The 24,301-nt window shown below is 70.1% G+C and carries 22 protein-coding genes; 9 read left to right on the top strand and 13 right to left on the bottom strand.

Annotated elements, in window-relative coordinates:
• Nucleotides 1-124 precede the first annotated feature (124 nt).
• From AAFX79_04825 to AAFX79_04810, 4 genes are all read right to left on the bottom strand, one after another.
• The gene (locus tag AAFX79_04825) at nucleotides 125-1,456 is read right to left on the bottom strand and encodes a hypothetical protein (protein ID MEO1007866.1); all 1,332 of its coding nucleotides are present in this window, start codon (nucleotides 1,454-1,456) and stop codon (nucleotides 125-127) included.
• Nucleotides 1,457-1,496: 40 nt separating this feature from the next.
• A complete protein-coding gene (locus AAFX79_04820) occupies nucleotides 1,497-2,645 on the bottom strand; it encodes a hypothetical protein (GenBank protein MEO1007865.1) in 1,149 nt (382 codons plus the stop codon).
• Between the two features lie 156 nt (nucleotides 2,646-2,801).
• Nucleotides 2,802-4,130, bottom strand: coding sequence for a CCA tRNA nucleotidyltransferase (locus tag AAFX79_04815; protein ID MEO1007864.1), 1,329 nt, complete (start codon nucleotides 4,128-4,130; stop codon nucleotides 2,802-2,804).
• Nucleotides 4,131-4,134: 4 nt separating this feature from the next.
• Nucleotides 4,135-4,914 carry a UvrB/UvrC motif-containing protein gene (locus AAFX79_04810; protein ID MEO1007863.1) on the bottom strand — a complete coding sequence of 260 codons (780 nt, stop codon included), beginning with the start codon at nucleotides 4,912-4,914 and terminating at the stop codon, nucleotides 4,135-4,137.
• A 372-nt stretch (nucleotides 4,915-5,286) separates the two neighbouring features.
• On the opposite strand from AAFX79_04810, the gene AAFX79_04805 reads away from it, so the two are divergent.
• A complete protein-coding gene (locus AAFX79_04805) occupies nucleotides 5,287-6,186 on the top strand; it encodes a sigma-70 family RNA polymerase sigma factor (protein ID MEO1007862.1) in 900 nt (299 codons plus the stop codon).
• A 92-nt stretch (nucleotides 6,187-6,278) separates the two neighbouring features.
• On the opposite strand, the gene ald is transcribed toward AAFX79_04805, so the two are convergent.
• Nucleotides 6,279-7,394, bottom strand: coding sequence for an alanine dehydrogenase (ald, locus tag AAFX79_04800; protein MEO1007861.1), 1,116 nt, complete (start codon nucleotides 7,392-7,394; stop codon nucleotides 6,279-6,281).
• Nucleotides 7,395-7,573: 179 nt separating this feature from the next.
• On the opposite strand from ald, the gene AAFX79_04795 reads away from it, so the two are divergent.
• The 4 genes from AAFX79_04795 (at nucleotide 7,574) to AAFX79_04780 (ending at nucleotide 11,390) form a co-directional block, all read left to right on the top strand.
• Nucleotides 7,574-9,166, top strand: a complete 1,593-nt coding sequence (locus tag AAFX79_04795) for a hypothetical protein (GenBank protein ID MEO1007860.1) — start codon at nucleotides 7,574-7,576, stop codon at nucleotides 9,164-9,166.
• A gap of 189 nt (nucleotides 9,167-9,355) precedes the next feature.
• A complete protein-coding gene (locus AAFX79_04790) occupies nucleotides 9,356-10,375 on the top strand; it encodes an FAD-dependent oxidoreductase (GenBank protein MEO1007859.1) in 1,020 nt (339 codons plus the stop codon).
• Nucleotides 10,372-10,941, top strand: a complete 570-nt coding sequence (locus AAFX79_04785) for an N-acetyltransferase family protein (GenBank protein MEO1007858.1) — start codon at nucleotides 10,372-10,374, stop codon at nucleotides 10,939-10,941. The genes AAFX79_04790 and AAFX79_04785 overlap by 4 nt, the downstream gene beginning before the upstream one ends.
• On the top strand, nucleotides 10,929-11,390 hold the full coding sequence (locus AAFX79_04780) for a hypothetical protein (protein ID MEO1007857.1): 462 nt from the start codon (nucleotides 10,929-10,931) through the stop codon (nucleotides 11,388-11,390). Before AAFX79_04785 ends, AAFX79_04780 begins: the two co-directional genes overlap by 13 nt.
• A gap of 18 nt (nucleotides 11,391-11,408) precedes the next feature.
• Here the strand turns inward: AAFX79_04780 and AAFX79_04775 are convergent, their stop codons facing one another.
• From AAFX79_04775 to AAFX79_04740, 8 genes are all read right to left on the bottom strand, one after another.
• Nucleotides 11,409-11,885, bottom strand: a complete 477-nt coding sequence (locus tag AAFX79_04775) for an acetolactate synthase (protein ID MEO1007856.1) — start codon at nucleotides 11,883-11,885, stop codon at nucleotides 11,409-11,411.
• Between the two features lie 190 nt (nucleotides 11,886-12,075).
• Entirely contained in the window at nucleotides 12,076-12,438 is a 363-nt protein-coding gene (erpA, locus tag AAFX79_04770; protein ID MEO1007855.1) for an iron-sulfur cluster insertion protein ErpA, read from the bottom strand.
• Nucleotides 12,439-12,542: 104 nt separating this feature from the next.
• Nucleotides 12,543-12,965: a Fe-S cluster assembly scaffold IscU gene (iscU, locus tag AAFX79_04765; GenBank protein ID MEO1007854.1), complete on the bottom strand. Its 423-nt coding sequence runs from the start codon at nucleotides 12,963-12,965 to the stop codon at nucleotides 12,543-12,545.
• Between the two features lie 53 nt (nucleotides 12,966-13,018).
• A complete protein-coding gene (locus AAFX79_04760) occupies nucleotides 13,019-14,257 on the bottom strand; it encodes an IscS subfamily cysteine desulfurase (protein MEO1007853.1) in 1,239 nt (412 codons plus the stop codon).
• Between the two features lie 186 nt (nucleotides 14,258-14,443).
• Nucleotides 14,444-14,884 (bottom strand): ATP-binding protein, encoded by a 441-nt coding sequence (locus AAFX79_04755; protein ID MEO1007852.1) that lies wholly within the window; start codon nucleotides 14,882-14,884, stop codon nucleotides 14,444-14,446.
• A gap of 47 nt (nucleotides 14,885-14,931) precedes the next feature.
• Entirely contained in the window at nucleotides 14,932-15,291 is a 360-nt protein-coding gene (locus tag AAFX79_04750) for an STAS domain-containing protein (GenBank protein MEO1007851.1), read from the bottom strand.
• Between the two features lie 141 nt (nucleotides 15,292-15,432).
• A complete protein-coding gene (locus tag AAFX79_04745; protein ID MEO1007850.1) occupies nucleotides 15,433-18,780 on the bottom strand; it encodes a hypothetical protein in 3,348 nt (1,115 codons plus the stop codon).
• A gap of 435 nt (nucleotides 18,781-19,215) precedes the next feature.
• Complete coding sequence (locus tag AAFX79_04740) at nucleotides 19,216-20,292, bottom strand: hypothetical protein (protein ID MEO1007849.1); 1,077 nt, start codon at nucleotides 20,290-20,292, stop codon at nucleotides 19,216-19,218.
• Nucleotides 20,293-20,395: 103 nt separating this feature from the next.
• Between AAFX79_04740 and AAFX79_04735 the strand changes: the two genes are divergently transcribed.
• From AAFX79_04735 to AAFX79_04720, 4 genes are read left to right on the top strand one after another with little or no spacing between them, the layout of a single operon-like run.
• Nucleotides 20,396-21,214 carry a type III pantothenate kinase gene (locus AAFX79_04735; protein ID MEO1007848.1) on the top strand — a complete coding sequence of 273 codons (819 nt, stop codon included), beginning with the start codon at nucleotides 20,396-20,398 and terminating at the stop codon, nucleotides 21,212-21,214.
• Nucleotides 21,211-22,152 carry a GTPase gene (locus tag AAFX79_04730; GenBank protein MEO1007847.1) on the top strand — a complete coding sequence of 314 codons (942 nt, stop codon included), beginning with the start codon at nucleotides 21,211-21,213 and terminating at the stop codon, nucleotides 22,150-22,152. Before AAFX79_04735 ends, AAFX79_04730 begins: the two co-directional genes overlap by 4 nt.
• A gap of 53 nt (nucleotides 22,153-22,205) precedes the next feature.
• Nucleotides 22,206-23,114: a hypothetical protein gene (locus tag AAFX79_04725; GenBank protein MEO1007846.1), complete on the top strand. Its 909-nt coding sequence runs from the start codon at nucleotides 22,206-22,208 to the stop codon at nucleotides 23,112-23,114.
• A complete protein-coding gene (locus AAFX79_04720; protein ID MEO1007845.1) occupies nucleotides 23,111-24,280 on the top strand; it encodes an RluA family pseudouridine synthase in 1,170 nt (389 codons plus the stop codon). Before AAFX79_04725 ends, AAFX79_04720 begins: the two co-directional genes overlap by 4 nt.
• Nucleotides 24,281-24,301 lie beyond the last annotated feature (21 nt).

Raw genomic sequence — 24,301 nt, 5'->3', positions numbered from 1 at the left:
TCCGTGGTTGGCCGCCGGCCGGGTGGTTCCGCGTCCGCCGGCGGCCTGCATGGTAGACCGGCGCACGAGAAAGGCCGCCCGAACGGGGCGGCCTCGAGTTCCTCTCGGCGGCGGGCGGGGTGCGCTACTTCAGCAGGTCGCGGAGCTGCTGCTCCTGCTCCTCGTACCATCGCTCGAACTGCTTCTCGGGATCCATCCCCAGGATGAACAGCGCCAGGTTGGGGTTGTTGTTCACCATCCGCTTGATGCTGCTCAGGTTGCGGCGGGCGAAGGACACGAACTTGCCGCGCTCGTCCCGCGGAGCGCCCTGGGCCAGATCGACGGCGACCTGGTAGCCCTCGCCGTACTCGTTGATCCGCTGCTCGTCCTTGGCCGTCTGGGCGCGGAAATCGATGAGGTGCTGCTCGGCCTTGCTGACGGGCCACGGCACGCCCTCGACCTCCTTGCCGACCCACTCGACCTCGGTCAGGCCCATGGCCGCCGCGAGCTCGTCGAGGGTGTCGGCCACGCCGTCGGCGAAGCCGATCTTGGTCGCCACGTCGCTGGTCAGCGCGAGCACCCGCTCGGGCTTGTTGATGATGTACTCGCCCTCGGTGTTCTGGTAGAGGGCGATCATGCGGCCGTTCTCGTCGAAGTCGGCCGACAGCGGCTCGAGGATCTGCATCGCGCGGATGAGCTTCGGATCGTGCCCGCCGCGCTCGCTGATCTTCTCGGCCATGTAGAGGATCTCCTCGAGATCCCGGCCCTTGACGGCCTGGAGCCGGCCGAACCACGCCGTGTTGCCGCCGTAGGCGCCACGCTCCATGAAGTAGTGCTCGTTGAGCGTGTGGGGGCTCAGCGAGGCCGCCGAGATGGCGTAATCGATCCACGAGACGGTGCGGAACTTGGGCTTGTACTCGTTGTGCAGCACGTCGGAGAGCCGCTCGATCTCGAGCACCGCACCGCCGCCCGAGTTGACGCGGAAGACGACGATGTCGACCTCTTCCTCCTCGAGCAGCGGGATGGCCCGCCGCAGCGACTCGGCGGTGAGATAGGTGCCCACCATGCCGCGATCGCTATCGGCATCGCCGTAGCTCAGCACCGCAGCCCGTGGGGCGCCGGAGCGAGCCCGGCGCGGCTCGGGCTCGCGTGCCGTCGCGTCGCCCGGAGTGGGCGAATCGATGGATGGGGCCGGATCGCTCACGCCGGGCTCGTTCGGCTCGGCGGGTGTGTCGTTCACGTCGCGCTCGATCTTGACGATCCGGGCGGCGCTGTAGTACTGCGTCTGGCCGGTCGCGTTCTCGAGCCAGACGTTGCCGTTCAGCTCGCGGCGGATCTCGCCCTCGACGACCGTGCCGTCGCTGAGCGTGAGCCGATCGGTGGCCAGCGCGAGGGGCGAAGCGATCAGCACCGCGGCGGCGCAGACCAGGATCCTGGACAGCGAGAGCCTGGCGCTCTGGAGCCTCAATCCGAACATGTGGTTTCTCCCGTGCGTGCGCATCGTCGTGGTTCTGGTGTTAGTCCCGTTCGTCGGCCAGCTGCTGGAGCTGGATCCGCTGGATGATGAGCCGCAGCTGGCCCATCCACTGCGAGGCGTTGCCGAAGCCGAAGCCGAACTCGTAGGGCACGATGGACTCCTCGTAGCGGCGGAGGATGCCCATCATCTGCTCGAGCTTCGATCGCTGCTGGCCTCGGGCGCGACGCCGGTCGGTCCAGTCGCCCTCGACCTGGATCTGCGTGAACTCCCGCCACAGGCGGGTGAGCTGCTCCTGGGAGCGTTCGATGCCGTCGGACCAGTCGTCCATGATGTCGTCGCCGCTGCCGACGATCTCGTGGTTGCGGGCGATGCCAAGCTCGAAGAGCAGGTCGTCGAGCGTCTCGACGGTGCCCCTGGAGACATTGAGGGTCTGGGCCGTGTCGGCCTTGAGCGTCAGGTAGTTGCGGCCCTCGCCGCGGGCCCGCATCTGGATGGTGTCGGCGTTCTGCTCGAGCGACGCGTCGTTGGTCAGCAGCACCTCGTGCGTGCCCGCCGGCATCCGCTCGTGGTACTCCGGCCGCCCGCCCACGAGCTCGTAGGACAGCACGTAGTCGCCGCGGGCCATCGCCTCGATCAGCCGCGGCTCGTAGCCCGACGCGATCGCCACGCCCTTGGCCGTCGACAGCCGCAGCGCGACCTGCTTCTCGACCACCACGCGGTCGCCCACGCCCTCCATCGAGGCAAACACGCCGCCGATGCCGCCGATGCGACCCTCCGGATGGAAGTACATCGCCTCGGCCATGAACGGCAGGAAGGCCGCCCCGCCCATCGCATTCTTGACCCAGAACACGATCCGGGGCTCCTCGTCCCACTGCTCCAGCTCCTCGTCGAAGATCGGTCGCATGACCTTCGTGCGGAAGAACTGGTCGAAGTTGCCCTCGTCGTCCGGCAGCGCCTCCTCGAGCGGATCGCCGAACTGGAACCAGTCGTTGTCGACCTTGATGATGACGTAGTCGGCCTGCAGCTGGCGGGCCTTCTCCATCGCCTCGCGGATCGGCGTCTGCGAAATATCCTTGCCGAAGCTGCCGTCGAGCGTGAAGGTGAACACCCGCGCGGGCTCCTGGGCAGCGACCTGCGCCGGCGCGATCGCCAGCACGGCGATCAGCATCAGGACCGCGACGCGGATCATCGCCGGATGCCATGGGCCGCGCGATGCGTCCCGCGGCGACCAACGGCGGAAAGTGCTGGTGCTCGGCATTCTGGTGGATCCTCCCGTGTGAGCGTCCGGCGACGCGCGGACGATTGGGTTCTGATTGGATGCCGCGGCCGGTCCGGGCAACAGGGCTCACGGCTCCGCGTCGAGTTGGACGCGCCGACGCGCGAGAAGTTCCAGCAGGGCATCCCGATCGCCCGCCGTCCCCTCCAGCTGAGCATCGTACAACTCGTCGAGGATCTCGGCGAATCGGGGTCCGGGTGTCATGCCCCGCTCGATCAGGTCCCGCCCTGTGACCCAGGGCGGCGGGGCGAGGCCCCCGGGCTCGCCCGCGAGGACCTCCACGGCCTCCCGGACGGCTCCCGCGAGCTCTGGATCCTCGCCCCGGGCCACTCGCAGCGCGTCCGAGAACCCCGGCGCTGCCGCCAGCCGCTTGCGGGCGGCACGCGGCAGCGACCCGAAGCCGGCCAGGCCCCGCCGGCATCGCAGGACGGCCGCCACGGCGTCGCTCTCGGCGTTGCTCAGGCACAACGCGGCCCGCCAGCGGTGCAGCCACCTGGACGAGTTCGGATCGCCGTCGTGCCCCCGATCGAGCGCCCAGGCCGCCAGCGCAACCGGGACACCCGCATCGGTCGGAAGCCCCGCCAGCCTGGGTATCGAGGCGCCGGGTCCGCGGGAGGGCTCGCCGAGGGCGGCGGCATCCAGCCCGAGCGACTCGATCAGCGCGGCGGCCCGCGCTCGGGACGGCACTCCGAGCATCCGCCGCAGCTCACCGCCGATACGCTCGGGGCTGATGCCCTCGAGTTCGGCCGCGTGTCGCGCGATGGCGTGGGCGGTGGCGGGCTCGATCTCGAACCCCAGCCGCGCGGCGAACCGAACCGCCCGCAGCGCCCGCAGCTGGTCCTCGGCCAGGCGGCGCTCGGGGTCGCCCACGGCCCGGACCACGCCCGCCGCTAGATCCCCCAGCCCGCCCACGAAGTCGATCACCCGCCCGAGCACCGCCGGCGCGCCGTCCCGCGGCGTCCATTCCGACTCGGGCGCGAGCGGGTCGAGGAACAGGGCGTTGATCGTGAAGTCCCGCCGCTCGGCGTCGGCCTCGGGGTCGCTGAACCAGACCTCGTCGGGCCGCCGCCGATCGGCGTAGGAGCCGTCGGTGCGGAAGGTGGCCACCTCGATCCACGCGCGATCGCGGCGGACCTGCATGACGCCGAACTTCGCGCCGACGTGGCGGGTGGCGGGGAACAGCCGCCCGATGCGTTCGGGCGTGGCGTTGGTCGCGACGTCGTAGTCGCCCGGCGCCACGCCCAGCAGTTCGTCGCGGACGCAGCCGCCGGCCAGATAGGCCTCGTGCCCGGCTTCTCGCAGATCGCCGATGATGCGGATCGCCGCCAGCCGCTCCGGGGGGTCGCCGGGCTCGGGCGGCCCGGGAGCCTCGGGGGGCGGTGGGGGGCGGCCGTGCATCGCGTCAGGCGTCGCCGGGCGGCTGGCCCCGCAGCGACTTGATCTCGTCGCGGAGGATGGCCGCCAGCTCGTAGTTCTCGTCCTCGAGCGCCCGCTCGAGCCGCTGCTCGAGTTCGGCCGACTGGCTGGGCATGAGCTTGGGCTGGATCGCCTCGCGCATGCCCATCAGGGTGCGGCGCTCGGCGGAGGCCTCGAAGGCCTCGGGCTCGCCCGCGTCGGCGAAGGCCTGCCGCAGCGCCTCGAGGCCCTCGTCGATCATCGCGACGGCGACCTTGGTCTCGTTGGCCCGCAGCATCTGGCCCGCCAGGGCCCGCGTGCGGACGGTCAGGATGAACGGGCAGTAGTGCAGCATCGACCGCTTGTCCTGCTCCTCGCGGGCGTGCTGCTGGAGGAACTCGATGAGCCTCAGGTTGCGGCCCGTGTCGCGGATGACCCCGTCGAAGTCGTTGAGCACGAGCAGCGCGACGTAGCGGTGGTAGAACTGGGCCGCCTCCTCGCGCAGCAGCTTGCAGTCCTCGGGGGTCAGCTCGATGGGCTCTTCGGCCTGGCCCGCGGCGGCCATCAGATCGGCCTCGTCGGCGAGGTGCTCGTAGTGCTCCAGGAGCGTTCGGGAGCCGTGCGGATTCTGGCCGTCCGGTCGCCCGTCGACGTGCATCTGCAGCAGGCCCAGGTCGAGGCGAACCTGCAGCAGCGGCGTGCCGCCCTCGCCTTGTATTAGGCGAATGTTCGGTCTTGTGCGGTCGAACGGCCATTCGCCCAGGATGTCCGATATGTCGCGTGCCATCGTTCGATCCGGTATTTCGGCTTGCGGCGGCTGGGACATTCCTGCTAGCATATTCCTCGAGGGAAGACGCCCACCATCGCTGACGCCGAAACCCGCCGGTCTTTGGAGAGAGGCAAGCCGGTCTCGGCACAGGCGTTGCAAAAGCGCCTGACGGGCGATACCGACCTCGTAGCCGCTGCTGCGCGGCAACGGAATCGAGCGCCCGGCGGGGCGGATCGATGAATCCGTTGCGGCGAAGCAGCGAATACGTGGGGTAGGAGGCCGGCGGCCGCGCTGGGGAGAACAGCGGCCGCCGCGAAAGGTGGGATGAGTCAAGTGAGTGCTGCAACCAGGCAAGCTGCGTCGTCGCCGGGCCTTCGGTCCGAGCTTCAGATGTATCTCGACGAGATCAAGCAAACGCCCCTTCTTTCGGCCGAAGAGGAGCGAGAGCTTGGATACCGCATCCAGCAGGACGGGTGCCCGGAGTCCCGCGAACGGATGATCCGGGCCAACCTGCGGCTGGTCGTCGCCATCGCCAAGAACTTCGGCAACCGCGGCCTGAGCCTCTCGGACCTCATCGAGGAGGGCAACATCGGCCTCATGCGGGCCGTCGAGGGCTTCGATCCCGAGCAGGGCGCCCGTTTTAGCACGTACGCCTCGTGGTGGATCAAGCAGGCCATCAAGCGGGCGCTGATCAATTCCTCGCGGCCCATCCACGTGCCGGCGTACATGGTCGAGCTGATCGCCCGCATGCGGCAGGTTGCCCGCGACCTCGAGGGCGAGCTGGGCTACCCGCCGTCGACCGAGGCCCTCGCCGACCGGATGGACCTGCCGGTCAAGAAGATCCGCGCCATCCGCCGCGCGATGCGGGCCGCCCGCGCCCAGACCCAGTCGGTCGTGGGCGACGGCGACGCCCCGGGCCTGTCGGACCTCGTGGCCGACGAGCGGCTCGCCCGCCCGGAGGACCACCCCCTCCGCAGCGACGAGCTGACCACGCTCCGCCGGCTCATGGAGACCATCGACCACCGCGAGGCCGAGATTCTGTCGGCCCGCTTCGGGCTAGAAGGCACCGAGCCCCTGACGCTCAAGCAGATCGCCGAGCGTGTCGGCCTCAGCCGCGAGCGGGTCCGCCAGATCGTCGACGAGGCGATGACGCGGCTCAACGAGCAGATGTCCGACGAGCGGCCGTCGCGGTTCTTCCGCGAGAACCGCACCCGCACGGGCGAGCCGATGTCCGCCGAGCGGGCCCGGGCCCGGGCGATGTCGGCCGCCCGCCGCCGCGGCGTGTCGTAGGGTTGCATCTCCCACGACGAAAGCAGAAGGGGCGTCCGCCACCGGACTCCCTCTTTTTTTTGTGGCCCGAAGCGAGCTGCCAGCGGTCTGCGCTAGGTCGCGGTCGCGACCTCGAGGCCGTGCGCCTCGGCCACCGGTCCGTTGAGCAGGCGGCCGTCGGCGCAGTTGATGGCCATGGCGAATCCCGCGTCCCGCTCGGCGATGGCCCGCGGCCCGTGGTGCGCCAGCCGGCGGGCCCAGGGGATGGTCGCGTTGTTGAGGGCGTGCGTGCTGGTGCGGGCAACGGCGCCGGGCATATTGCCTACGCAGTAGTGGACGACGCCGTCGATGATGAAGGTGGGCTCTCCGTGGGTGGTCACCTTGCTGGTCTCGACGCAGCCGCCCTGGTCGATGGAGACGTCGACGATCACCGCGCCATCGGGCATGATCGCCAGGTCCTCCCGCTTGACGAGGTGGGGCGCCTTCGCGCCCGGCAGCAGCACGGCGCCGATGACCAGATCGGCCCATTGCAGGTACTTGCGGATGGCGTGCGGATCCGAGTAGATGGTCGTGACGTTGTCGGCCATCACGTCCTCGAGGTACCGCATGCGGTCGAGGTCGACGTCCATGATGATGACGTCGGCGCCCATGCCGCTGGCGATCTTGGCGGCGTTGGTGCCCACCACGCCGCCGCCCAGCACCAGCACCCGCCCGGGCTCGACGCCCGGGACGCCGCCGAGCAGCACGCCACGGCCCTGCTGGGGGCGCTCCAGGTACTTGGCGCCCTCCTGCGTCGCCATGCGGCCGGCGATCTCGCTCATCGGCGTTAGCAGCGGCAGCGTGGGGCGGCCCATGTGGCCTGGTGATTCGAGCGTTTCGTAGGCCACCGCGATGATCTTCTGGTCGAGGCAGGCCAGCGTGAGGTCCCGGTCGGCCGCGAAGTGGAAGTAGGTAAAGACGACCTGCCCCGACCGCATGTGCGGCCACTCCTGGGCCTGTGGCTCCTTGACCTTCACGATCATGTCGGCCTCGGCCCACACGGTCGCGGCATCCGGAACGATGCGGGCCCCGATGGCCGTGTAGTGCTCGTCCTGGCAGCCGATGCCGTGCCCGGCCCCGGACTGGATGACGACGTCGTGGCCATCGCGGATGAGCAGGTCGACGCCCACGGGCATCAGCCCCACGCGGTACTCATCGGGCTTCACTTCGGTGGGAACGCCAACGATCATGCTTCCGGTCCTCCGGGAGCCGGGGAACTGCCCGCCTCCGCGTGCGCATCTGCGATGGTACGCCGCCCCAATCCGGGGTCCGGCGGCCCGCGGGGATTGCGACCACGGGCACGGATTCGGCTACGATGCCGCCCGCCGTCGGGGACCACAACCGCCCGCTGCCTGGGAGATTCGTCCGCATGCTGCACCGCACGATCCAATGGCTGGCCGTCGCGCTGGTGGCCGTCCTCGCCGTCGCCGATGCGGCCCGGGGCGACGAGTTCGTCGACCGCGCCAACGCCGCCTTCGCACGGGTGCCGGCCGACCTGCATGCCCACGCGATCCTCTTCCCCGCCCTGGCCGGCATGGCCGACCCGCCGGGCGACCTGGGCGAGTTGGAAGATGGCCGCCCCATCCGCGCCATGCTGCTCGGACCGGGCATGGCCGACTGGAACACCGCCATCGCGTGGGCCACGTCCGCCGAGCAGCAGGCCGTGATCGCTGCGATGGACGAGATCACCCGGGTGCCCGACGCGACGGGGTCGATGCTGATCGCCCAGCCCTACGGCATCGGCGGCGTGCCCGCGACGCTGGTCCGCGCCGACCTGTACACCGAGCTGGGCGATCCGCCCACCATGGCCGCCGCTGAGCACCGCTACCTGCCAGCCATGAGCACGATGGTGGTGCTCGCCCACGTCGAGGCGACCCGCCGGCTGGACGAGGGACGTGGGGCCGACGCGCTCGACGTGCTCGTCGACCTGATGCACGTGGGCCGCATGATGGCCGACCGCCAGTTCCATGCCGAGGTTGCCTGGGGCTACCGCACCATGATCGATGCGGCCATCCGGCTGCGCGACATCGCCTTTGTCGACTACAACGCGTCGTCTCCGACGCTCAGCGACGACGACATCCAGGTCGCCATCAATCGGCTGACCCCGGGCCGCCGCGGCTTCCTGCTGTTCGACCGGCTTCGCTTCCCGGCGGGCAACTACGAGGGCGGCCTGCAGATCCTCGGCCGGATCTTCGAGCCGCGGGGACAGGCGTCGGACCGCTTCGCCGCCGTGATGTCGGCGCTCACCTCGACCGACACGCCACTGCGCCGCTTCGGCGACGCCGGCCGCTGGGAGCGCGTCTCGTTTGCGCACGCCGACGGGCTGGACACTCGGCAGAAGCTCGCCGACGTGCACAACGACTGGCGGAACCTCTGGCCGCAGGACGACTTCGCGCCGGGCCACCAGCTCGTCCGCGAGTACGACCGCCTCGATCCGGTCCGCCATGCCGTCGTGCAATCGGTGCTGCCCGACATGACCGGCCTGTTCAACGAGCGGCGCATCCTCCAGGTCGAGGTCCTCGGCACCCGCCAGGCGCTGGGCGTCGTCGCCTACGCCGACCGCATCGGCACGCTGCCCAACGATCTCAACGCCCTCCGACCGGCGATCATCGATGAGCGGGAGCTCGATCCGTTCGCTCCGCGTGAGGATGCGCGGGGCCGCAGCCTGGCCAACGAGTTCAAGTACCTGCGGCCCAGGATCGACTTGCCGGTGGACCCGCGGCTGGGCCCCCAGCCGCTGCCCGTCGACGTGGTGATGCTCAACCAGCGCAACTTCGGCATCGACGTCGGCATCACCGACGACGAATTCGTGCTCTGGTCCGTGGGGCCCGATACCGATGACGACACCGCCCGCCGCGTCCGCGAGAACACCCGGGCCCTCTACGACGGCGACTACCTGATCTGGCCGCCCGTGCTCTCGGTCTACCGCGAGTTCCTTGCCGCCCAGAACGAACTGAACTAGTCCCGTCGCCGGTTCCCCCGCGACCGCCGAGGACATCGCCGCAAACCGCTCCGAGAATGGCACCTCGGTCCGCCCCCGGGGCGATCGGGGCGGGATTGCCATGCAGGCTTGGGAACAACCCGGGGCCCGCTACGATTCGCTCCTTTCCACGCGTTCTATCCGCACCGGCGACCAGGAGGCGGCCCCGACATGAGCAGCGGCAACGGCGACGGCATCGAGAAGATCGTGATCATCGGCTCCGGCCCGGCGGGCTGGACCGCCGCCCTCTACGCCTCCAGGGCCCAGCTCGACCCTCTCTGCATCGTCGGCATTCCCAAGCAGGATCCCGGGCCCGTGCTCCCCGGCGGCCAGCTGATGCTGACCACCGACGTCGAGAACTACCCCGGCTTCCCCGAGGGCATCGCCGGCCCGGAGATGATGCAGCTCTTCCAGAAGCAGGCCGAACGCTTCGGTGCCCGCGTGGTGTCGGACGACGTCGCCGAGGTCCACTTCAGCGAGGATCCCGGCACGCCGCACACGCTCAAGCTGGCGTCGGGCAAGGAGGTCCGCGCGCTCTCCGTCGTGATCGCCACCGGCGCGACCGCCAACTGGCTGGGCCTGGAGAGCGAGCTGCGGCTGGCGCAGAACGGTGGCGGCGTCAGCGCCTGCGCCATCTGCGATGGTGCATTGCCCATGTTCCGCGGCAACCCCGTCGCCGTCATTGGCGGCGGCGACACCGCCATGGAGGAGGCCCACCATCTCAGCAAGTTCGCGAGCACCGTCTACGTCATCCACCGCCGCGACGAGCTGCGGGCCAGCAAGGTCATGCAGGAGCGCACGCTCGGCAAGGACAACGTCGAGATGCTGTGGAACAAGGTCGTCAAGGAGTGCCTGTCGAAGAAGGACGAGAACAGCGGCCAGGAGGTCCTCCGCGCCCTCGTCCTGGAGGACACCGAGACCGGCGAGACCAGCGAGCTTGAGGTCAACGGCATGTTCGTGGCCATCGGCCACACGCCCGCCACCAAGTTCCTCCGCGAGAGCGGCCTGGAATTCGACGACGCGGGCTACCTGGAGCTCAAGAGCCGCGGCAGCCACACCAACATCCCGGGCGTCTTCGCCGCCGGCGACGTCGCCGATGCTCGCTACCGCCAGGCCATCACCGCCGCGGGCATGGGCTGCCAGGCCGCCCTCGACGCCGAGCACTGGCTGGGCGAGCACGCGCTCGTGTGACGCAGGACGCCGTGATCCGCAGCCCCACGACGAGTGGCGCGTCGATCCGCTCCGCTGACTCTGCCGACGTGCCGGCGATCGCCGCCATCTTCAACCACGCCATCGAGCACACCACCGCGAGCTTCTGGACCGAACCCAGGCCCGAACACGAGATCGCCGACGCGATGGCCGACGCCGGCGATCGCTATCCCTGGCTGGTCGCCGAGGCCAAGGCCGTGGCCGACAACGCGATCGCGGGCTTCGCGTGGTCCAAGCCCTGGAGCCCGCGCTGCGGCTATGCATCCGCCGTCGAGGTCAGCGTCTACGTCGCCGAAGCACACCGAGGCCGGGGCGTGGGCGGTGAGCTGTACCGGGCCTTGCTGGAGGCCCTCCGCAAGCGCGGCTTCCGCAGCGCCATCGCCGCGATCGCGTTGCCCAACGAGGCCAGCGTCCGCCTTCACGAGCGCCGCGGATTCCGCCACGCCGGCACCCTGGAGGCCGTCGGCGAGAAGTTCGGGCGGGTGCTGGATGTGGGGTACTGGCAGGTGCGGTTGAACCAGGAGGAGCGGCCACCGTGGCGCCCATGAACCGTGGCGGCCGATATTGGGCACTACTCGCGCTCGTCGGCGCGATGGTCTTGGTGAACTCGTTGGGGTATGTAGCGTTTCGCCGCATGCATCAAGCGAGCCGAGGCGAACAGGCGGCGTGCGTCAATCGCCTGCACCAACTCGTCGCGCCATTGCAACTCAGCATCGCTAGGGGCGCATCGGTCGAGGAGGCCATAGCTTCCGCGGAGCGCGACGGCCTAAGCCCATCCGGTGGCACGGCCGCGCGCGTCGCCATCAACCCCGATCGCGATGACTGGATAGCGACCGACCGAGACGCACCGGTTCTGTTGCTCGTTGCTCTCCAGAGATTCGACGACTGCTACGTGTTGCCGGGAGGACGCGGCAAGCCGGGCTACTACGGCGTCGATCAGCACTGGCGAATCCAGCACGTCGTACCCGCGGAACTACCAGCATGGGCCGCTGACTAGGTTCGGGGGGCGTGTCGTCTAGGCCGCCAGGTCGCCCTCGCCGAACAGGCGGAACTCCTTCCGCCGCAGGATCTGGCCGGCCAGCGTCATGTCGTCGACCGACAACGCGATGGTGGCGCTGCCGTTGGGGCGGAGCATGAGGGGGTAGGCGAAGAAGATGTTCAGCTCGGCCCCCAGGAGCGAGAGGCACAGGCTCTCGAGGCTGTGGCCCTCCGACAGCTCGACCACGATCACTTCCTTCTCGGCGTAGGGCAGGTCCTGCTCCCGCAGGATGCGGCTGGCGATCGCGGCCCGATTCGTGATCAGCCGGACGACGGCGTGGTCCGAGGCCTCGTGCACGCTCAGGGCGCAGATCTTGGCGGCCGACCGCTCGAAGGCGCCCACCAGCTCGTGGAGCTTGCCCACCCGGTTATCCAGGAACACGCTGAACTGCGTGACCGTCGGCGTCGCGTAGCCCTGCGTGGTTTCGAGTGGCGTCGTGCCCTCTGCAGCCATCGAGATTCCCTGGCAACGGACCATTCCGCTCGCGCACTACCTCGCGTCGGCGGACGTGCGGTCCAACTCCACCAATTGCCAAGAATACCCGAACGAATGGTCCGGATACAGCGCTTCCGCACGCCGGACGCACGAAAATCAGACCGCAAATCCGGGCGTCTCGGATGCTGCCACCGGACGCGATCGGGCGTCAGGCCGAGAAGCTGGATCCGCAGCCGCAGGTGGCCGTGGCGTTGGGGTTCTGGAAGACGAACCCGCGGCCCATGATCTCGTCCTTGAAGTCGACGACGGTGCCGTGCAGGTAGAGCAGGCTCTTGGGATCGCAGACCACGCGGATGCCGTGCTGCTCCATGACCTCGTCGCTGTCGCGAACCGACTCGGTCAGGTCGAGGATGTAGTTGAAGCCCGAGCAGCCGCCGCCCTTGACGCCCACCCGCAGATGCACCTTCGCCGCATCGAGCTCCTGCTCCTCGATGATCCGCTGGATCTCCTTGGCCGCGAGCTCGGTCACGGTGACGGCGTGGATCTCGGTGGTGTCGGCGGTTGCGGTCATGCGGGGCTCCTTGGTCGTGCTCCTACCAGTATAAACGGCCGGCGGGCCAGCGGTGTTCAGGAAACGGATGTCCCATAAGGGCGGGGCATCCCGCACCCGGCGCGTTAGTGGGCGTGGGCGGGCTCACTCTCGATGCCGTTCTTGGCCTTGTAGTCGTGGATGGCCTCGCGGATGGCGTCCTCGGCCAGCACCGAGCAGTGGATCTTCACCGGCGGCAGGCTCAACTCCTCGACGATCTCGGTGTTCTTGATCGCCAGCCCCTCGTCGAGGGTGCGGCCCTTGAGCCACTCGGTGGCCAGGGAGCTCGAGGCGATGGCCGACCCGCAGCCGAAGCACTTGAACTTGGCGTCCTCGATGGTGCCGTTCTCGTCGACCTTGATCTGCAGCTGCATCACGTCGCCGCACTCGGGCGCGCCCACGAGGCCGACGCCGACGTCGGTGCGCTCCTTGATCTCCTTCTGCGTGCCGAACGAGCCCACGTTCCGCGGGTTCTCATAGTGGTCGATGACCTTGTCGCCGTATGCCATGGTGTCTCCCTTCGGAGGACTGCTCGAGTGACCCGGATGCTTCGCCCGGCGGGCTAGTGCGACTGCCACTCGATCTTCGTGATGTCGATGCCTTCCTTGTGCATGTCGTACAGCGGGCTGAGCTCCCGCAGCTTCTCGACGGCGTGCACGATCTTGTCGATCGTGTAGTCGACCTCGGCCTCGGTGTTGAACCGGCCCAGGCTGATCCTGAGCGAGCTGTGCGCCAGATCGTCGCCGACGCCGAGCGCCTTGAGCACGTAGCTGGGCTCGAGGCTGGCGCTCGTGCACGCCGACCCGGAGCTCATCGCGATCTCCTTGGTGGCCATCATCAGGCTCTCGCCCTCGACGAATCCAAACGAGATGTTGGTCAGGTGAGGCATCCGCTTGTCGGCGTGCCCGTTGACCTGCACCGTGTCGAGCCGCCGGGTGATCTCGTCCTCGATCCTGCGGCGGAGGGCCAGCAGCCGCTCCCGCTCGTCGTCCATCTCGGCCGCGCACAACTCGCAGGCCTTGCCCAGCCCGACGATGCCCGGCACGTTGAGCGTGCCCGAGCGGAAGCCCCGTTCCTGGCCGCCGCCCTCCTGGAGGGCCGTCAGTCGGATCCGCGGGCGACGCCGCCGGACGTAGAGCGCGCCCACGCCCTTGGGTCCGTACATCTTGTGGCCGCTGAGGCTCAGCAGATCGATGTTGTCGCGGTTGACGTCCGTGGGCATCTTGCCGACCCACTGCGTCGCATCGGTGTGGAAGACGACGCCCCGATCGTGGCACAGCGCCCCGATCTCGGGGATCTCGTTGATCGTGCCGAGCTCGTTGTTGGCCCACATCACCGTCACGAGGATGGTGTCTTCTCTGAGTGCGCCCTCGACCATCGCGGCCGTGATCAGGCCGTCGGCGCCCGGCTCGAGGTACGTGACGTCGAAGCCCTCCTTCTGGAGCCGCTTGCACGGATCCAGAACGGCCTTGTGCTCGTGCAGCGCGGTGATGACGTGGCCGCGGCCCTCCTGGCCCGCCGGCGCCTTGGCGTACATCGAGGCGGCGCCCTTGATCGCCACGTTGTTGCTCTCGGTGGCGCCCGAAGTGAAGATGATCTCCTTGCGGTCGGCCCCGATCAGCCCGGCCACCTGCTGGCGGGCGGTGTCGACGAGGTCCTCGGACGCCCAGCCGAAGGCGTGGTTTCGGCTGCCCGGATTGCCGTAGACCTGCGTGAAGGCCGGCAGCATGGCCTCGACCACCCGGGGATCGGTGCGGGTCGTGGCGGCGTTATCAAGGTAGATGGGCAGCGATACGGACATGACGCCTCCTGCGTGGTGGGTCTATGTTAGCACTCCCGTGTGCGGCCCCATGTTCGGGACCAACGAGAGCTTTTTAGAACCATTCTATTCTAGCAAAGATCTGTCGATCGGCGAGCGGTTGCGGGGTGGGCACGGGTTTGGCGTCGCGGGATTAGGGGCCCCCCCAGGCCATCCCCGCCGGCGGGCCTAGTCGCCGCCGGCGGGCCGCTCGTACTCCATCTCTAGCCGTCGGCCGCGGTTGGCGAAGGACGTCCGCGTCATATAGGCGCGGATGAGCAGCAGCCCGCGGCCGCCGGGGCGGGTCAGGTTCTCGTCGAGCGTGGGGTCGGGCACGATGTCGGGGTTGAAGCCCGGGCCGGGGTCCTCGACCGCGATGCGGACCAGATCGCGATCGATGCCGTAGTCGACGGTGATGGGGGTATCCTCGGGCAGGTCCCGCAGGCCGTGGCGGAAGGCATTGGTCATCGCCTCCTCGAGGGCCAGCCGCACCGCGAACTGCGAGGCCTGCGGGTAACCGCGGCCGGCCATGGCGGCCTCGATGGCCCGCCACAGCGCATCGATGCGATCGCGGTCGTTGGTGACGCGCGTCGACGCATGGATGCCGTTGGTGTCGGGGGCGTCGTCCATCCGGGCGGTTGCCTCTGGCGTGGGCGATCCGGCGGTCGGCCGCCGAACTACGCGAAGCTCTGCAGGGCGGCCTCGGAGTTCTCGTGGATCGTGAAGATGCGATCCAGCTTGGTGATGCTGAACACCTCCTGGATCTGCGGATCGATGTCCGCCAGCCGTAGCTGTCCGGACCGATTGCGGATCTTGTTGTTGATGGTGATCAGCGTCCCGAGGGCGGCGGACGACAGGTGGTCGACCTCCGAGAAGCTGATGAGCAGCTTCGGATCGGGCGAGCCATCGATCAGCTCAGAGATCTCCTCGCCGATGCGCTGGATGCTCGCCTCGTCGAGGATGTTGCGATCGAGAAACTCCACGCGCATCACACCGTCCTGGTTGGTGATGCGCAGCCTGGATTCATCGGCGGACATGCGCGGCACTCCCGTGGCGGGCCGATCCCCGCGGCCAGCCCGGCGCAAGCGTAGCAACACGGCCCCCGCCGGGCGCTAAGGCCGGGCGTGGACCGTGTCGTCGTCTCGCGGGGCGGGGCGTGGATGCCACGCGGCGGGGCGTCAGCCGCCCAGCAGCGGGCTGCTGGTCAGGGCGTCCTGCAGGCCCGGGAAGCTCTGGTTCTCCTCCTCGCTCTGGATGAGGACGGTGGGCTTCATCAGGATCAGCAGGGTCTGCTCTTCCTTGCTCTCGATGCGGTTGGTGAAGAAGCGGTTGAGCACCGGCAGCTTGCTGAGCAGCGGCACGCCGGTCTCGACCTCGAACTCGTTGACCAGCCGCTGGCCGCCGAGCAGGATCGTGCCCTCGTCGGGCACCGTCACCGTGGTCCGCACCCGCGTGACGGTCACCAGCGGGAGCTCGATGAACGACGCGACGTCGTCGGAGCTGACGAGCGCGCCGCCCGCGACGGCGGTCACCGCCTGGGTGTCGAAGCCGTCGATGGTCGCCAGGCCCGCGTCCACGTTCATGGTGACGTAGCGGCGGTCCGACGAGATCGTGCCCTGCACCAGCAGCGTGACGCCCTCGGTGGCGACCTGCACCGTCGGGTCGAAGCCGACCGCGCTATCGCTGACGATGGGCTGCAGGTCGCCGACGTAGGCGATCTGCGTCGCGACGAAGATGTTGGCGATCTGGCCGTTGGTGAAGGTCAGCCGCGGAGCCGTGAGCTGCGTCGAGCGGCGGTCGGCCTGCGTGGCCTGCACCAGGAAGTCGACCTGCACGTCGTCGAGGAACTGGCCGGCGATGCCCAGCGCGGGCGAGGCGCTCAGGATGTCCGAGGCCAGGCCCTCGCTCGGCGCCAGGAGCGCCGCGAGGCCGAAGGAATCCTGCCCGAAGCCGATGGGCGAGAAGCCGCTGGTGGGCGCCGTGACGCCCTGGGCGGCGGTGGCCTCGTTGAAGCCGTCGCCGTTGGCGTCGATCACGCCGCCGCCGGAGACCACGCGCGGGCGGCCGAGCGGAGCGCCGCCGAAGTCGAAGAAGTCGGCCGCCTGGATGGTCGGATCGCCCGGGCCCAGCGGGCCGCCCAGCTGGGCGTCGCGGACCTGCTGGTTGTCGGCGTTGAAGTAGATGTCCAGATCGAAGCCGATCTGCTCGAAGTAGTCCTGGTCGACCAGCAGGAAGCGGGTCTCGACGTTGATCTGCAGGGCCTGCTGGGCCCGCAGCTTGTTGAGCAGCCCACCGATCTGGCGATGGGCCTTGGGCGTGGCCTTGATGATCAGCAGGCCCCGGTAGTTGCCGATGGTCCAGCGGCCCTCGACGAAGCCGCGATCGTCCTCGATGTTGCCCTCGATGATCTCGATGATCTCGTCGATGCGGTCCTGCAGCGGCACTTGCTCGAGGTCCTGGTCGTTGTTGTTCTGGAAGGGGCTCTGGCCGCCGCCGCCGCCCTGGCCGGACTGCAGCGCCTGGTCGAGCTCGAGCTCGGGCACCTCGTCGTACTCGGGCACGATGTGCAGCAGGTCGTTGATGTCGTAGATGCCCACGTCGGTCTCGTCGAGCAGGCGGTCGGCCGAGGACACGGTCAGCAGCCCGTCGACGATCGCCCAGTCGGCCTGCGAGAACTCGTCGATGCTGGCCTTATCGAGCACGCGGGAGAGCGCCCTCGAGGCGTCGACGCCGCCGCTGAGCTTGATCGTCACCGGATCGCTGCGGCCGATGCCCAGCTCGTCGAGGGCGTCCCAGTTGACGTCCAGGTCGACCTGCGCCTGCGTGGCGATGTAGGTCAGCGCATCCTCCAGCGGGTTGTCCTGGAGCGTCACCTGGACGGGCGTGTTCTCGAGCTGCGCCAGCACCCGGCGGTTGGCGGGGGTGTCGACGAAGTCGGCCCGGGCCTCCCGCTGCTGGCTGATGACCGGCCAGTTCTCGGGGTAGTTGACGATGTTGGGCGGCGTGATGAGGGCCCGCTCGTTGTCGACCGAGAGCTGCGCGAGGTTCTTGTTCCGCTCGTCGCGGATGCTGTTGTACTCCTGGTACAGGATGATGTGCTCGTAGAGCTCCTTGAGCAGCAGGCCCGCGGAGTTGATCGGATCGATCACCAGCACCTGTTCGACGCGATCGAGGGCCTCGCGATAGCGCATGTCCTTCTGGAATTCGCGGGCCTGCTCGAGCAGCTGGGTGATCTGCCGCTGCCGCTGGTTGCGCTGCTCGCTGCGGTTCCGCTCGGCGTCCTCCTGGGCCTGTGCACGGATCTCGCGGTCGCGGTCGTCCAGCAGCTGCTGGGCCCGCCGCTCGATCCGGCCCTCCAGGTCGGCCAGCTGGTTGAGCCGGGCGTCGACCTCGGGCTGCGAGAACACGTCGCGGTCGCCCTGGAAGCGAAGCCGGGTCTGGCTCAGCTCGTTGCGGGCCCCCGAGAGGTCACCCTGATCGAGCAGGCGGTTGACCTCCCGCACGCCCACGCCGAACTGCGCCTCGGCGTTCTGCCGGCGGAGGATATTCTGCTGGCCCAGGGGTTCGGTGGCCTGTCCCAGGTCGCCGTCGCCAAGCCGGATGTTGATCTCGTCGATGCGGTCGCTGACCAGCTGCCGCTCTTCGGGCGTCAGCACATCGGCGTTGCCGCGGACCAGCACGTACAGCCGCCTTGCCTCCCGCAGTTCGCCCCGCTCGAAGGCCGCGTCGGCCTGGCTGAGGTTCAGTCGCGCGTCCTGCTGGCGGGCCTGCACGAAGAGCTCGGCGGGATCGCCCAGCGGCTGGTCCTGGCCGGCCTGCGGCTGATCCTGCCCGCCGTCCTCCCGGGTGCGGACCACGCCGGCCTGCACCGCACCGGCGGCCAGCGGCTCGAGGTCGAAGATGCGGCCCAGGCGACGCTCGGCGTCGGCGATCCGCTGCTCCATCCGCGTCAGCCCGGTGGCCTCGCGACCCTGCAGCTCCAGCCCCGACCGCCGCACGAAGGAGAGCTGCCCCTTGGCCTGGGCGTACCGCTCGGCCTTGACGTCGCGGCCGGCCTGGTCGAGGGCATCGAGCACCGCCGGCCTCAGCGCCTCCTGCCGGCGGGTGATGTCCGCCCGCAGCGCGTCGGCCCGCGTCCACATGGCCGACTCTTCCTTGGCCGACTCCAGCACGCCCTCGGCCCGGCGGGCCGCCAGCGCGAGGTTGCCGCGGTCCATCGCCAGCTCGGCCTGCTGGAGGGCGATCTCCTCGCGGTCGGCGTCGGCGAGCTTGCGGCGGACGCCCTCGAGCGCCACCAGCGTCGCGCCCCGCTCGCTGGCGTCGCCCTGGCCATTGCTGAGCGCCTCGAGCAGGATGGCGTGCGCCCGGACGTACTGGCCGTCGGTCACCAGCCGATCCGCCTGGGCGCGGACCGACTGCAGCGACTCGGGCGAGCCCGGGTCGGCGACGTTGGCCAGCGCGGCGGCGTGGACCGAGGTGGCCAGGGCCAGGGCGAGAAGGCTGCGGGGGGTCCTGAGGGTGCTCATGCCAAACTCCGGAATACGACTGGTTCGGACGCGGTTGGGTTCAGACACGGCCGGAAGCCGCGGGGGGATTGCTCGTCACGTGGCGGACGCTTGACGCCGGCAATCCGTGCCTGGACTCTGCGGCCTTGGGTCTGGGGTGTTTCGGACGGGGAGGCGCTTCGACGGGGACTCGTTGGCTGCTGCGGGGCTGGGCTCGACGCGGAGGCCGACGGCCGTGGCATCCACGCGGGCGATACCGGGCCCGCGCGCTGGGCGCTGCACGCCGCGGCACGCGCCGCGGTCACGCCACGAGCCCACACCGGCTCGCTGCGCGTGCGGGGAGGATAATCACCCCCTCGCGTCGATGCAACCACCCATTCGACCAACTCGCGGGTCCATCTCTTTCGGGCTCCTTCGGGCCCAGGCGAGGGTCGAACCGAGTCGCGTGGCGCGGCGCTATTCGAGCCATCGCGCGCGGAGGATCCGCCCGCTTGCATCCGCGGCGAGCGCTTCGTCGGGGATGGGCGCCCCCGCCAGCTCGCGCAACTCGTTGGCGGTCAGCCGGTCGGCGGTCACTACGTGCAGGAAGGGCTCGTCGGCGTCCTCGGGCGACCAGTCGGCCTCGGGCGTCGAGCCGCCGTCGCCCGCCGCCGCGGCGGCCTTGGGCAACTGCAGCCGCCGCTCGGGCAGCTGCGAGGCCGCCTGGATCGCCAGCTCCTCGGCGTCCCGCCAGCTGCCCGCGGTGAGCAGCACCTCGGCGTAACGCCGGCGGCTGCGCTTGGGGTCTGGTCGGTCGTCCACGTCGCGGACCACGCATCGCCAAGCGGTTATACCCAGCTCGCGGCCGTCGTCGTCGGTGTTCTGCTCGACGTCGATGTTCAGCGTCATGCCCCACAGGTCGACGAGGCCCTCGGCCACCTCATCGTGCCCGAGCAGCTCGGGGCGATCCTCGGGCGTCAGCAGCACGCTGCGGTGCTCGTGGTTGACCGCGTCGGCGGCCTGGATCTCGCCCGGCAGGGCCGCCAGGTCGAAGGCCGCCAGCAGCCGATCGACCCGCTCCTTCTGGGCGGTCTCGACGCGGATGGTCAGCACCTTGTGCTCGTCGACGAAGAAGTAGATGAACGGGTCATCGCTCATGGCGCCGAAGCCGCAGAGCCCGTCCTCGAACAGGAAGGGCTCGAACCAGCGGATGCCGTCGTAGAGCGCGTCGGTGCCGACCAGTTCGTAGGCGATGTACGGGTCGATCTCGCGGAAGGCGTCGTTGCCCAGCACGTCCAGGATCGGGTAGATTCGGCCCGGCAGCAGGCTGAACATGGCCGAGCAGAGGAAGCGGAGCCGCTCGGCGGACACCAGCACCTCGTAGACGTAGCGGTCGGGCCACTCCTCCCATTCCTCGTCGCCGTCGGCGGGCTCGAAGTCCACGGTGTAGCCGGGCTTGGGTGAGACCGGCTCGATTGGATAGACCCCTAACGGAAACGCGAATCCGTTGATGCGGATGCGTTCGACCGCGGGATTGACAACGCAGCGATGCATTACTGGATCATTCCCCATCGGGCCGCCGGACGGCAGCCGTGACAAAGATCCCACCTCGGCGGCCCCGGCCGGCCGCCGCCTCCCGCGACCGAGGGCCCCCCGCATGCCCGGACACGACCCAATCCCGCCGGACCTCGTCGCCTGCCTGCTGGCGGTGGGCAACTCCCGATGCCGCGTCGCCGCGCTGGCCGATGGGGGGGTGCAGCACGCCACGGCCCACCCCAGCGGCGACGCCGGCGGCGTTGCCCAGGCCATCCGCGGCGTCCTCGACGACCACGCCGGGGCGCCGCTCGTGGTCGCCTCGGTGCATCGGCCCGCACTCGACGCGGTGCTCGATGCGTTGGGTGAGGGGAGCGTGGAGGCGGTCATCGCGGGCGAGGACTTCGGCCTGCCCATCCAGACCACGGTCCGCGAGCCCGAGCGGATCGGGATCGACCGGCTGCTGTGCTCGCTGGCGGCCTTCCGCATGGCCGACCAGGCCTGCATCGTCGCCGACGCGGGCACCGCCATCACGGTCGACTTCGTGGACGGCCTGGGCACGCACCACGGCGGGGCCATCTGCCCGGGCATCGCCGCCATGCTCGAGGGTCTCGCACGGGCCGCGCCAACGCTGCCGGCTCTCTCGGCGTCGGACGCCCTGGCCTCGGCCACCGGCGACGCCGACCCCTGGGGGGCCGACAGCCGCGAGGCGATGGCCCTGGGAGTGCGGCACGCGGCCGTGGGGCTCGTGCACACCCTCGTCGATCGCTTTGCCCAGGCGTACGGCGGCTATCCGCGGGTCATCGCCACCGGCGGCGACGCGGCGGCCCTGTTCGGTGAGGACGACATCGTCGAGCACGTCGTGCCCGACCTCCAGCTCGCCGGCCTGGCGCAGGCCTACGCCGCGGCGCTCGCCCGGGCCGACGACGCGGACGACGAGTGAGCCCCCCGGCTCTTGCCCGGACGCTCACGGTCCGCGGCGCCCAGTCAGCGGTCGCCGTGATCGAGATCACCGGCGATCCGTCGGCGGCCCGCGATGCCCTGGGCATCGAGCCGCCCCCGGCCGGCGGCGTGGGCCTGCGGCGGATCGAGGGCGTCGACACGCTGCTCGTGATCCGGCCCGCCGAGGACACGCTGCTGCTCACGCCGCACGGCGGCGCGGAGGTTCTTCGGGAGCTTGAGGCCGCCCTCGCCCGCGGAGGCATCAAGCCGGCAACCGCGGCCGCTTGGCCCGAGGCGTCGGATCAAGTGGAGGCCCGCGTGCTGGCGGCGTTGGGCGGCGTTCGAGGTTCGTATGCGGTTGGCGTGCTCCTGGCCCAACCCACCCGCTGGGCGGCCGGCGTCGCGGAGGTGCCGCCCGGGGTGGCCCGGCGGCTGGCCCGCCTGCTTCGTCCGCCGCTGGTGGTGGCCACGGGGTCGTCGAACGTCGGCAAGTCGACGTTGGCCAACGCCATCGCGGGCCGCGAGGTCGCGAGGGTGGCCGATCGGCCGGGCGTCACGCGAGACGCGGTGGCGTTCGAGGCCGAGATCGGCGGGCTCGCGGTCCGATATCTCGATGCTCCGGGCCGCGACGCGTCCGCCGATGAGGTGCTGGCTGGGGCGCAGACGCTGGCGGAAGCCGCCATCGCCGCGGCCGACCTCGTGCTGTGGTGCGACGATGCCCGCGCCCCGCCACCACGGATCCCGCCGCTCGACGCCTTGGTGCTGCGTGTGGCGTTGCGGCTTGATCTCGCGGCGGAGGGCCGCCCCGCGTGGGCCGACGTTGCGGTGAGCGCGCTGCGCGGTGACGGGCTGGGCTCGCTGGCGGCGCAGATCTTCGAGGCCCTGGTCGGCCGCGCTGCGGTGGAGCATCCCGGGGCGTGGGCGTTCTGGCGGTCGTAGACTCTGGGTCTCGTTGAACGAAACCCCGTCGAACGAGCCCCCGCGGAGCCACCATGGACGATCGCCAGGCACAGATCAAGGAGCGCGCCGGCCTCGAGGAGTCCCGGATCAACCAGGACTTCGTCGACTTCCTCAAGAAGTGGGGGCCCTACGCCCTGATCGCCGTCGGCCTGGTGTTCGCCGCCATCAACGGCAAGCGCTGGCTCGACCAGAAGGCCGAGGACCGCGTCGATGAGGCCTTCCGCCAGTGGACGCTGGCGACCTCGAGCGACGCCGCCAGCCCCGACACGCTGGTAGCCCTGGCCGACCAGTTCGGCGACGTGAAGGGCATCCCGCTCGCGGCGCGGCACGAGGCGGCGCGGACCTACCTTGACGCCGTGCGCCGGGGCGTGGTCCTCGGGGCCCAGCCGCAGCCCGACGGCACCTATCCGGCCGAAGAACTGCTCGACGGCGAACTGCGGGAGATGTACCTTGCCCAGGCGCGCACGCTGTTCGAGCGGGTCGCCGCCGATGCCGGGTCGGGCGCGGGCGAGGCGGTGCACGCCATCCGCGCGAACCTCGGGCTGGCGGCCGTCGCCGAGAGCTCGGGCGACCTCGACGACGCCCGCCTGCGGTACGAGCGGGCCCGCGAGCTGGATCGGGCGGCCGGCTACGGCGGGATGACCGCGGTCATCGACGCGCGGCTGGCGTCCCTCGACGCCCTCGCGCAGCCCGTGGTGCTCCCCGCTCGCGCGGACTTGCCGTCCGCGGCCGTCGTCGAGGAGCCCGCGGATGCCGGCGACGATCCGTTCGGCCTGGGCAATCCCGGCGACTTCGGCGACCTGCTGGGCGGGGAGCCCGGGGACCAGCCCGGCGAGCAGACGCCTCCGCTGGTGCTCCCCCCCGAGGACCCTGAGCCAACGACCACCGAGCCCGCGACGGATCCGACGCCCGAGCCCCCGGCCGCGCCCGGCGGGCCGTGAGCGGCGCCGCGGCCGACGGGGGCCTGCTCGATCCCGGCGGCAAGGTGGACCAGGACGCGCTGCGGGCGGCGGTCGAGCGGGCCGGCCCGGACGATCCCGACGCGCGTCGCGTCGTGCTCACGCTCCAGCGGGACATCAACGACCGCCTCGATCGCTATCTCACCAGCCGCATCCCCTTCATGAGCCGCAGCCAGATCCAGCGGCTGATCGAGGACGGGCACGCGGTCGTCAACGGCAGGACGGCCCGCGCGTCCACGAAGCTGCGCGGCGGCGATGCGATCGACCTCGTGCTGCCGCCGCCGCCCAGCGGCGAGATCGAGCCCGAGGACATCCCCCTCGACGTGCTGTTCGAGGACGCACACATCATCGTGCTCAACAAGCGGGCGGGCATCATCGTGCATCCAGCACGATCGCACAACCGCGGCACCATGCTCAACGCGCTCGCGTGGCGCTTCCGCGGGCAGGGTGGGGGCGCGCTCTCGCCGGTGGGCACCGAGTTCGCGCGGCCGGGCGTGGTCCACCGGCTCGATCGGGATACCACGGGCTGCATCGCCTTCGCCAAGACCGAGGAGGCCCACTGGAAGCTCGCGGCGCAGTTCGAGAAGCGTACGACCGACAAGCGGTACCTCGCGATCGTGCACGGCCGCGTCGAGTCTGCGGTCGAGGTCATCGAGGCGCCCATCGGTCCGCATCCCAGCCGCGAAAAGGGCTACCGCGAGAAGATGGTGGTGCGGCACGACCAGCTGGGCAAGCCGAGCGTCACGATCTGCCGGGTGCGGGAGGTCTACCGGCTGCACGACCGCCCCGTGGGCGACCAGTGGTTCAGCCTGGTCGAGCTGGAGCTCAAGACCGGCCGCACGCACCAGATCCGCGTGCACCTGAGCGACCGCGGGTGGCCGATCGTGGGCGACGATATGTACGGCGGGCGGGCGTTCGAGCTGCCCGGCGGCGACGCGACGGAGGCCGGGACCATCGATCGGCAGATGCTGCACGCGGCGCTGCTGGCCTTCGAGCATCCCATCACGGGGAAAACCATGGCGCCCGTTGCGCCAATCCCGGGCGACATGAACCGCCTGCTAGCGCACCTTCGTAGTGGGATGGTCGAGCGGGTGAATCCGGCGCACGCGGTGCCGTACGCCCGGCTTGATCTCGAAGAAGGCGAATAGGGCCGCCCGGAGCCGGGTTGT

The organism is Planctomycetota bacterium, assembly GCA_039819165.1.
GTDB lineage: Bacteria > Planctomycetota > Phycisphaerae > Phycisphaerales > UBA1924 > JAHCJI01.
This window is presented reverse-complemented; position numbering and strand designations above follow the sequence as displayed.

Coding starts and splice junctions, on each gene's coding strand:
- AAFX79_04825 (MEO1007866.1), bottom strand. CDS start 1,456: ATGTTCGGATTGAGGCTCCAGAGCGCCAGGCTCTCGCTGTCCAGGATC.
- AAFX79_04820 (MEO1007865.1), bottom strand. CDS start 2,645: ATGATCCGCGTCGCGGTCCTGATGCTGATCGCCGTGCTGGCGATCGCG.
- AAFX79_04815 (MEO1007864.1), bottom strand. CDS start 4,130: ATGCACGGCCGCCCCCCACCGCCCCCCGAGGCTCCCGGGCCGCCCGAG.
- AAFX79_04810 (MEO1007863.1), bottom strand. CDS start 4,914: ATGGCACGCGACATATCGGACATCCTGGGCGAATGGCCGTTCGACCGC.
- AAFX79_04805 (MEO1007862.1), top strand. CDS start 5,287: ATGTATCTCGACGAGATCAAGCAAACGCCCCTTCTTTCGGCCGAAGAG.
- ald (MEO1007861.1), bottom strand. CDS start 7,394: ATGATCGTTGGCGTTCCCACCGAAGTGAAGCCCGATGAGTACCGCGTG.
- AAFX79_04795 (MEO1007860.1), top strand. CDS start 7,574: ATGCTGCACCGCACGATCCAATGGCTGGCCGTCGCGCTGGTGGCCGTC.
- AAFX79_04790 (MEO1007859.1), top strand. CDS start 9,356: ATGAGCAGCGGCAACGGCGACGGCATCGAGAAGATCGTGATCATCGGC.
- AAFX79_04775 (MEO1007856.1), bottom strand. CDS start 11,885: ATGGCTGCAGAGGGCACGACGCCACTCGAAACCACGCAGGGCTACGCG.
- erpA (MEO1007855.1), bottom strand. CDS start 12,438: ATGACCGCAACCGCCGACACCACCGAGATCCACGCCGTCACCGTGACC.
- iscU (MEO1007854.1), bottom strand. CDS start 12,965: ATGGCATACGGCGACAAGGTCATCGACCACTATGAGAACCCGCGGAAC.
- AAFX79_04760 (MEO1007853.1), bottom strand. CDS start 14,257: ATGTCCGTATCGCTGCCCATCTACCTTGATAACGCCGCCACGACCCGC.
- AAFX79_04755 (MEO1007852.1), bottom strand. CDS start 14,884: ATGGACGACGCCCCCGACACCAACGGCATCCATGCGTCGACGCGCGTC.
- AAFX79_04750 (MEO1007851.1), bottom strand. CDS start 15,291: ATGTCCGCCGATGAATCCAGGCTGCGCATCACCAACCAGGACGGTGTG.
- AAFX79_04745 (MEO1007850.1), bottom strand. CDS start 18,780: ATGAGCACCCTCAGGACCCCCCGCAGCCTTCTCGCCCTGGCCCTGGCC.
- AAFX79_04740 (MEO1007849.1), bottom strand. CDS start 20,292: ATGCATCGCTGCGTTGTCAATCCCGCGGTCGAACGCATCCGCATCAAC.
- AAFX79_04735 (MEO1007848.1), top strand. CDS start 20,396: ATGCCCGGACACGACCCAATCCCGCCGGACCTCGTCGCCTGCCTGCTG.
- AAFX79_04725 (MEO1007846.1), top strand. CDS start 22,206: ATGGACGATCGCCAGGCACAGATCAAGGAGCGCGCCGGCCTCGAGGAG.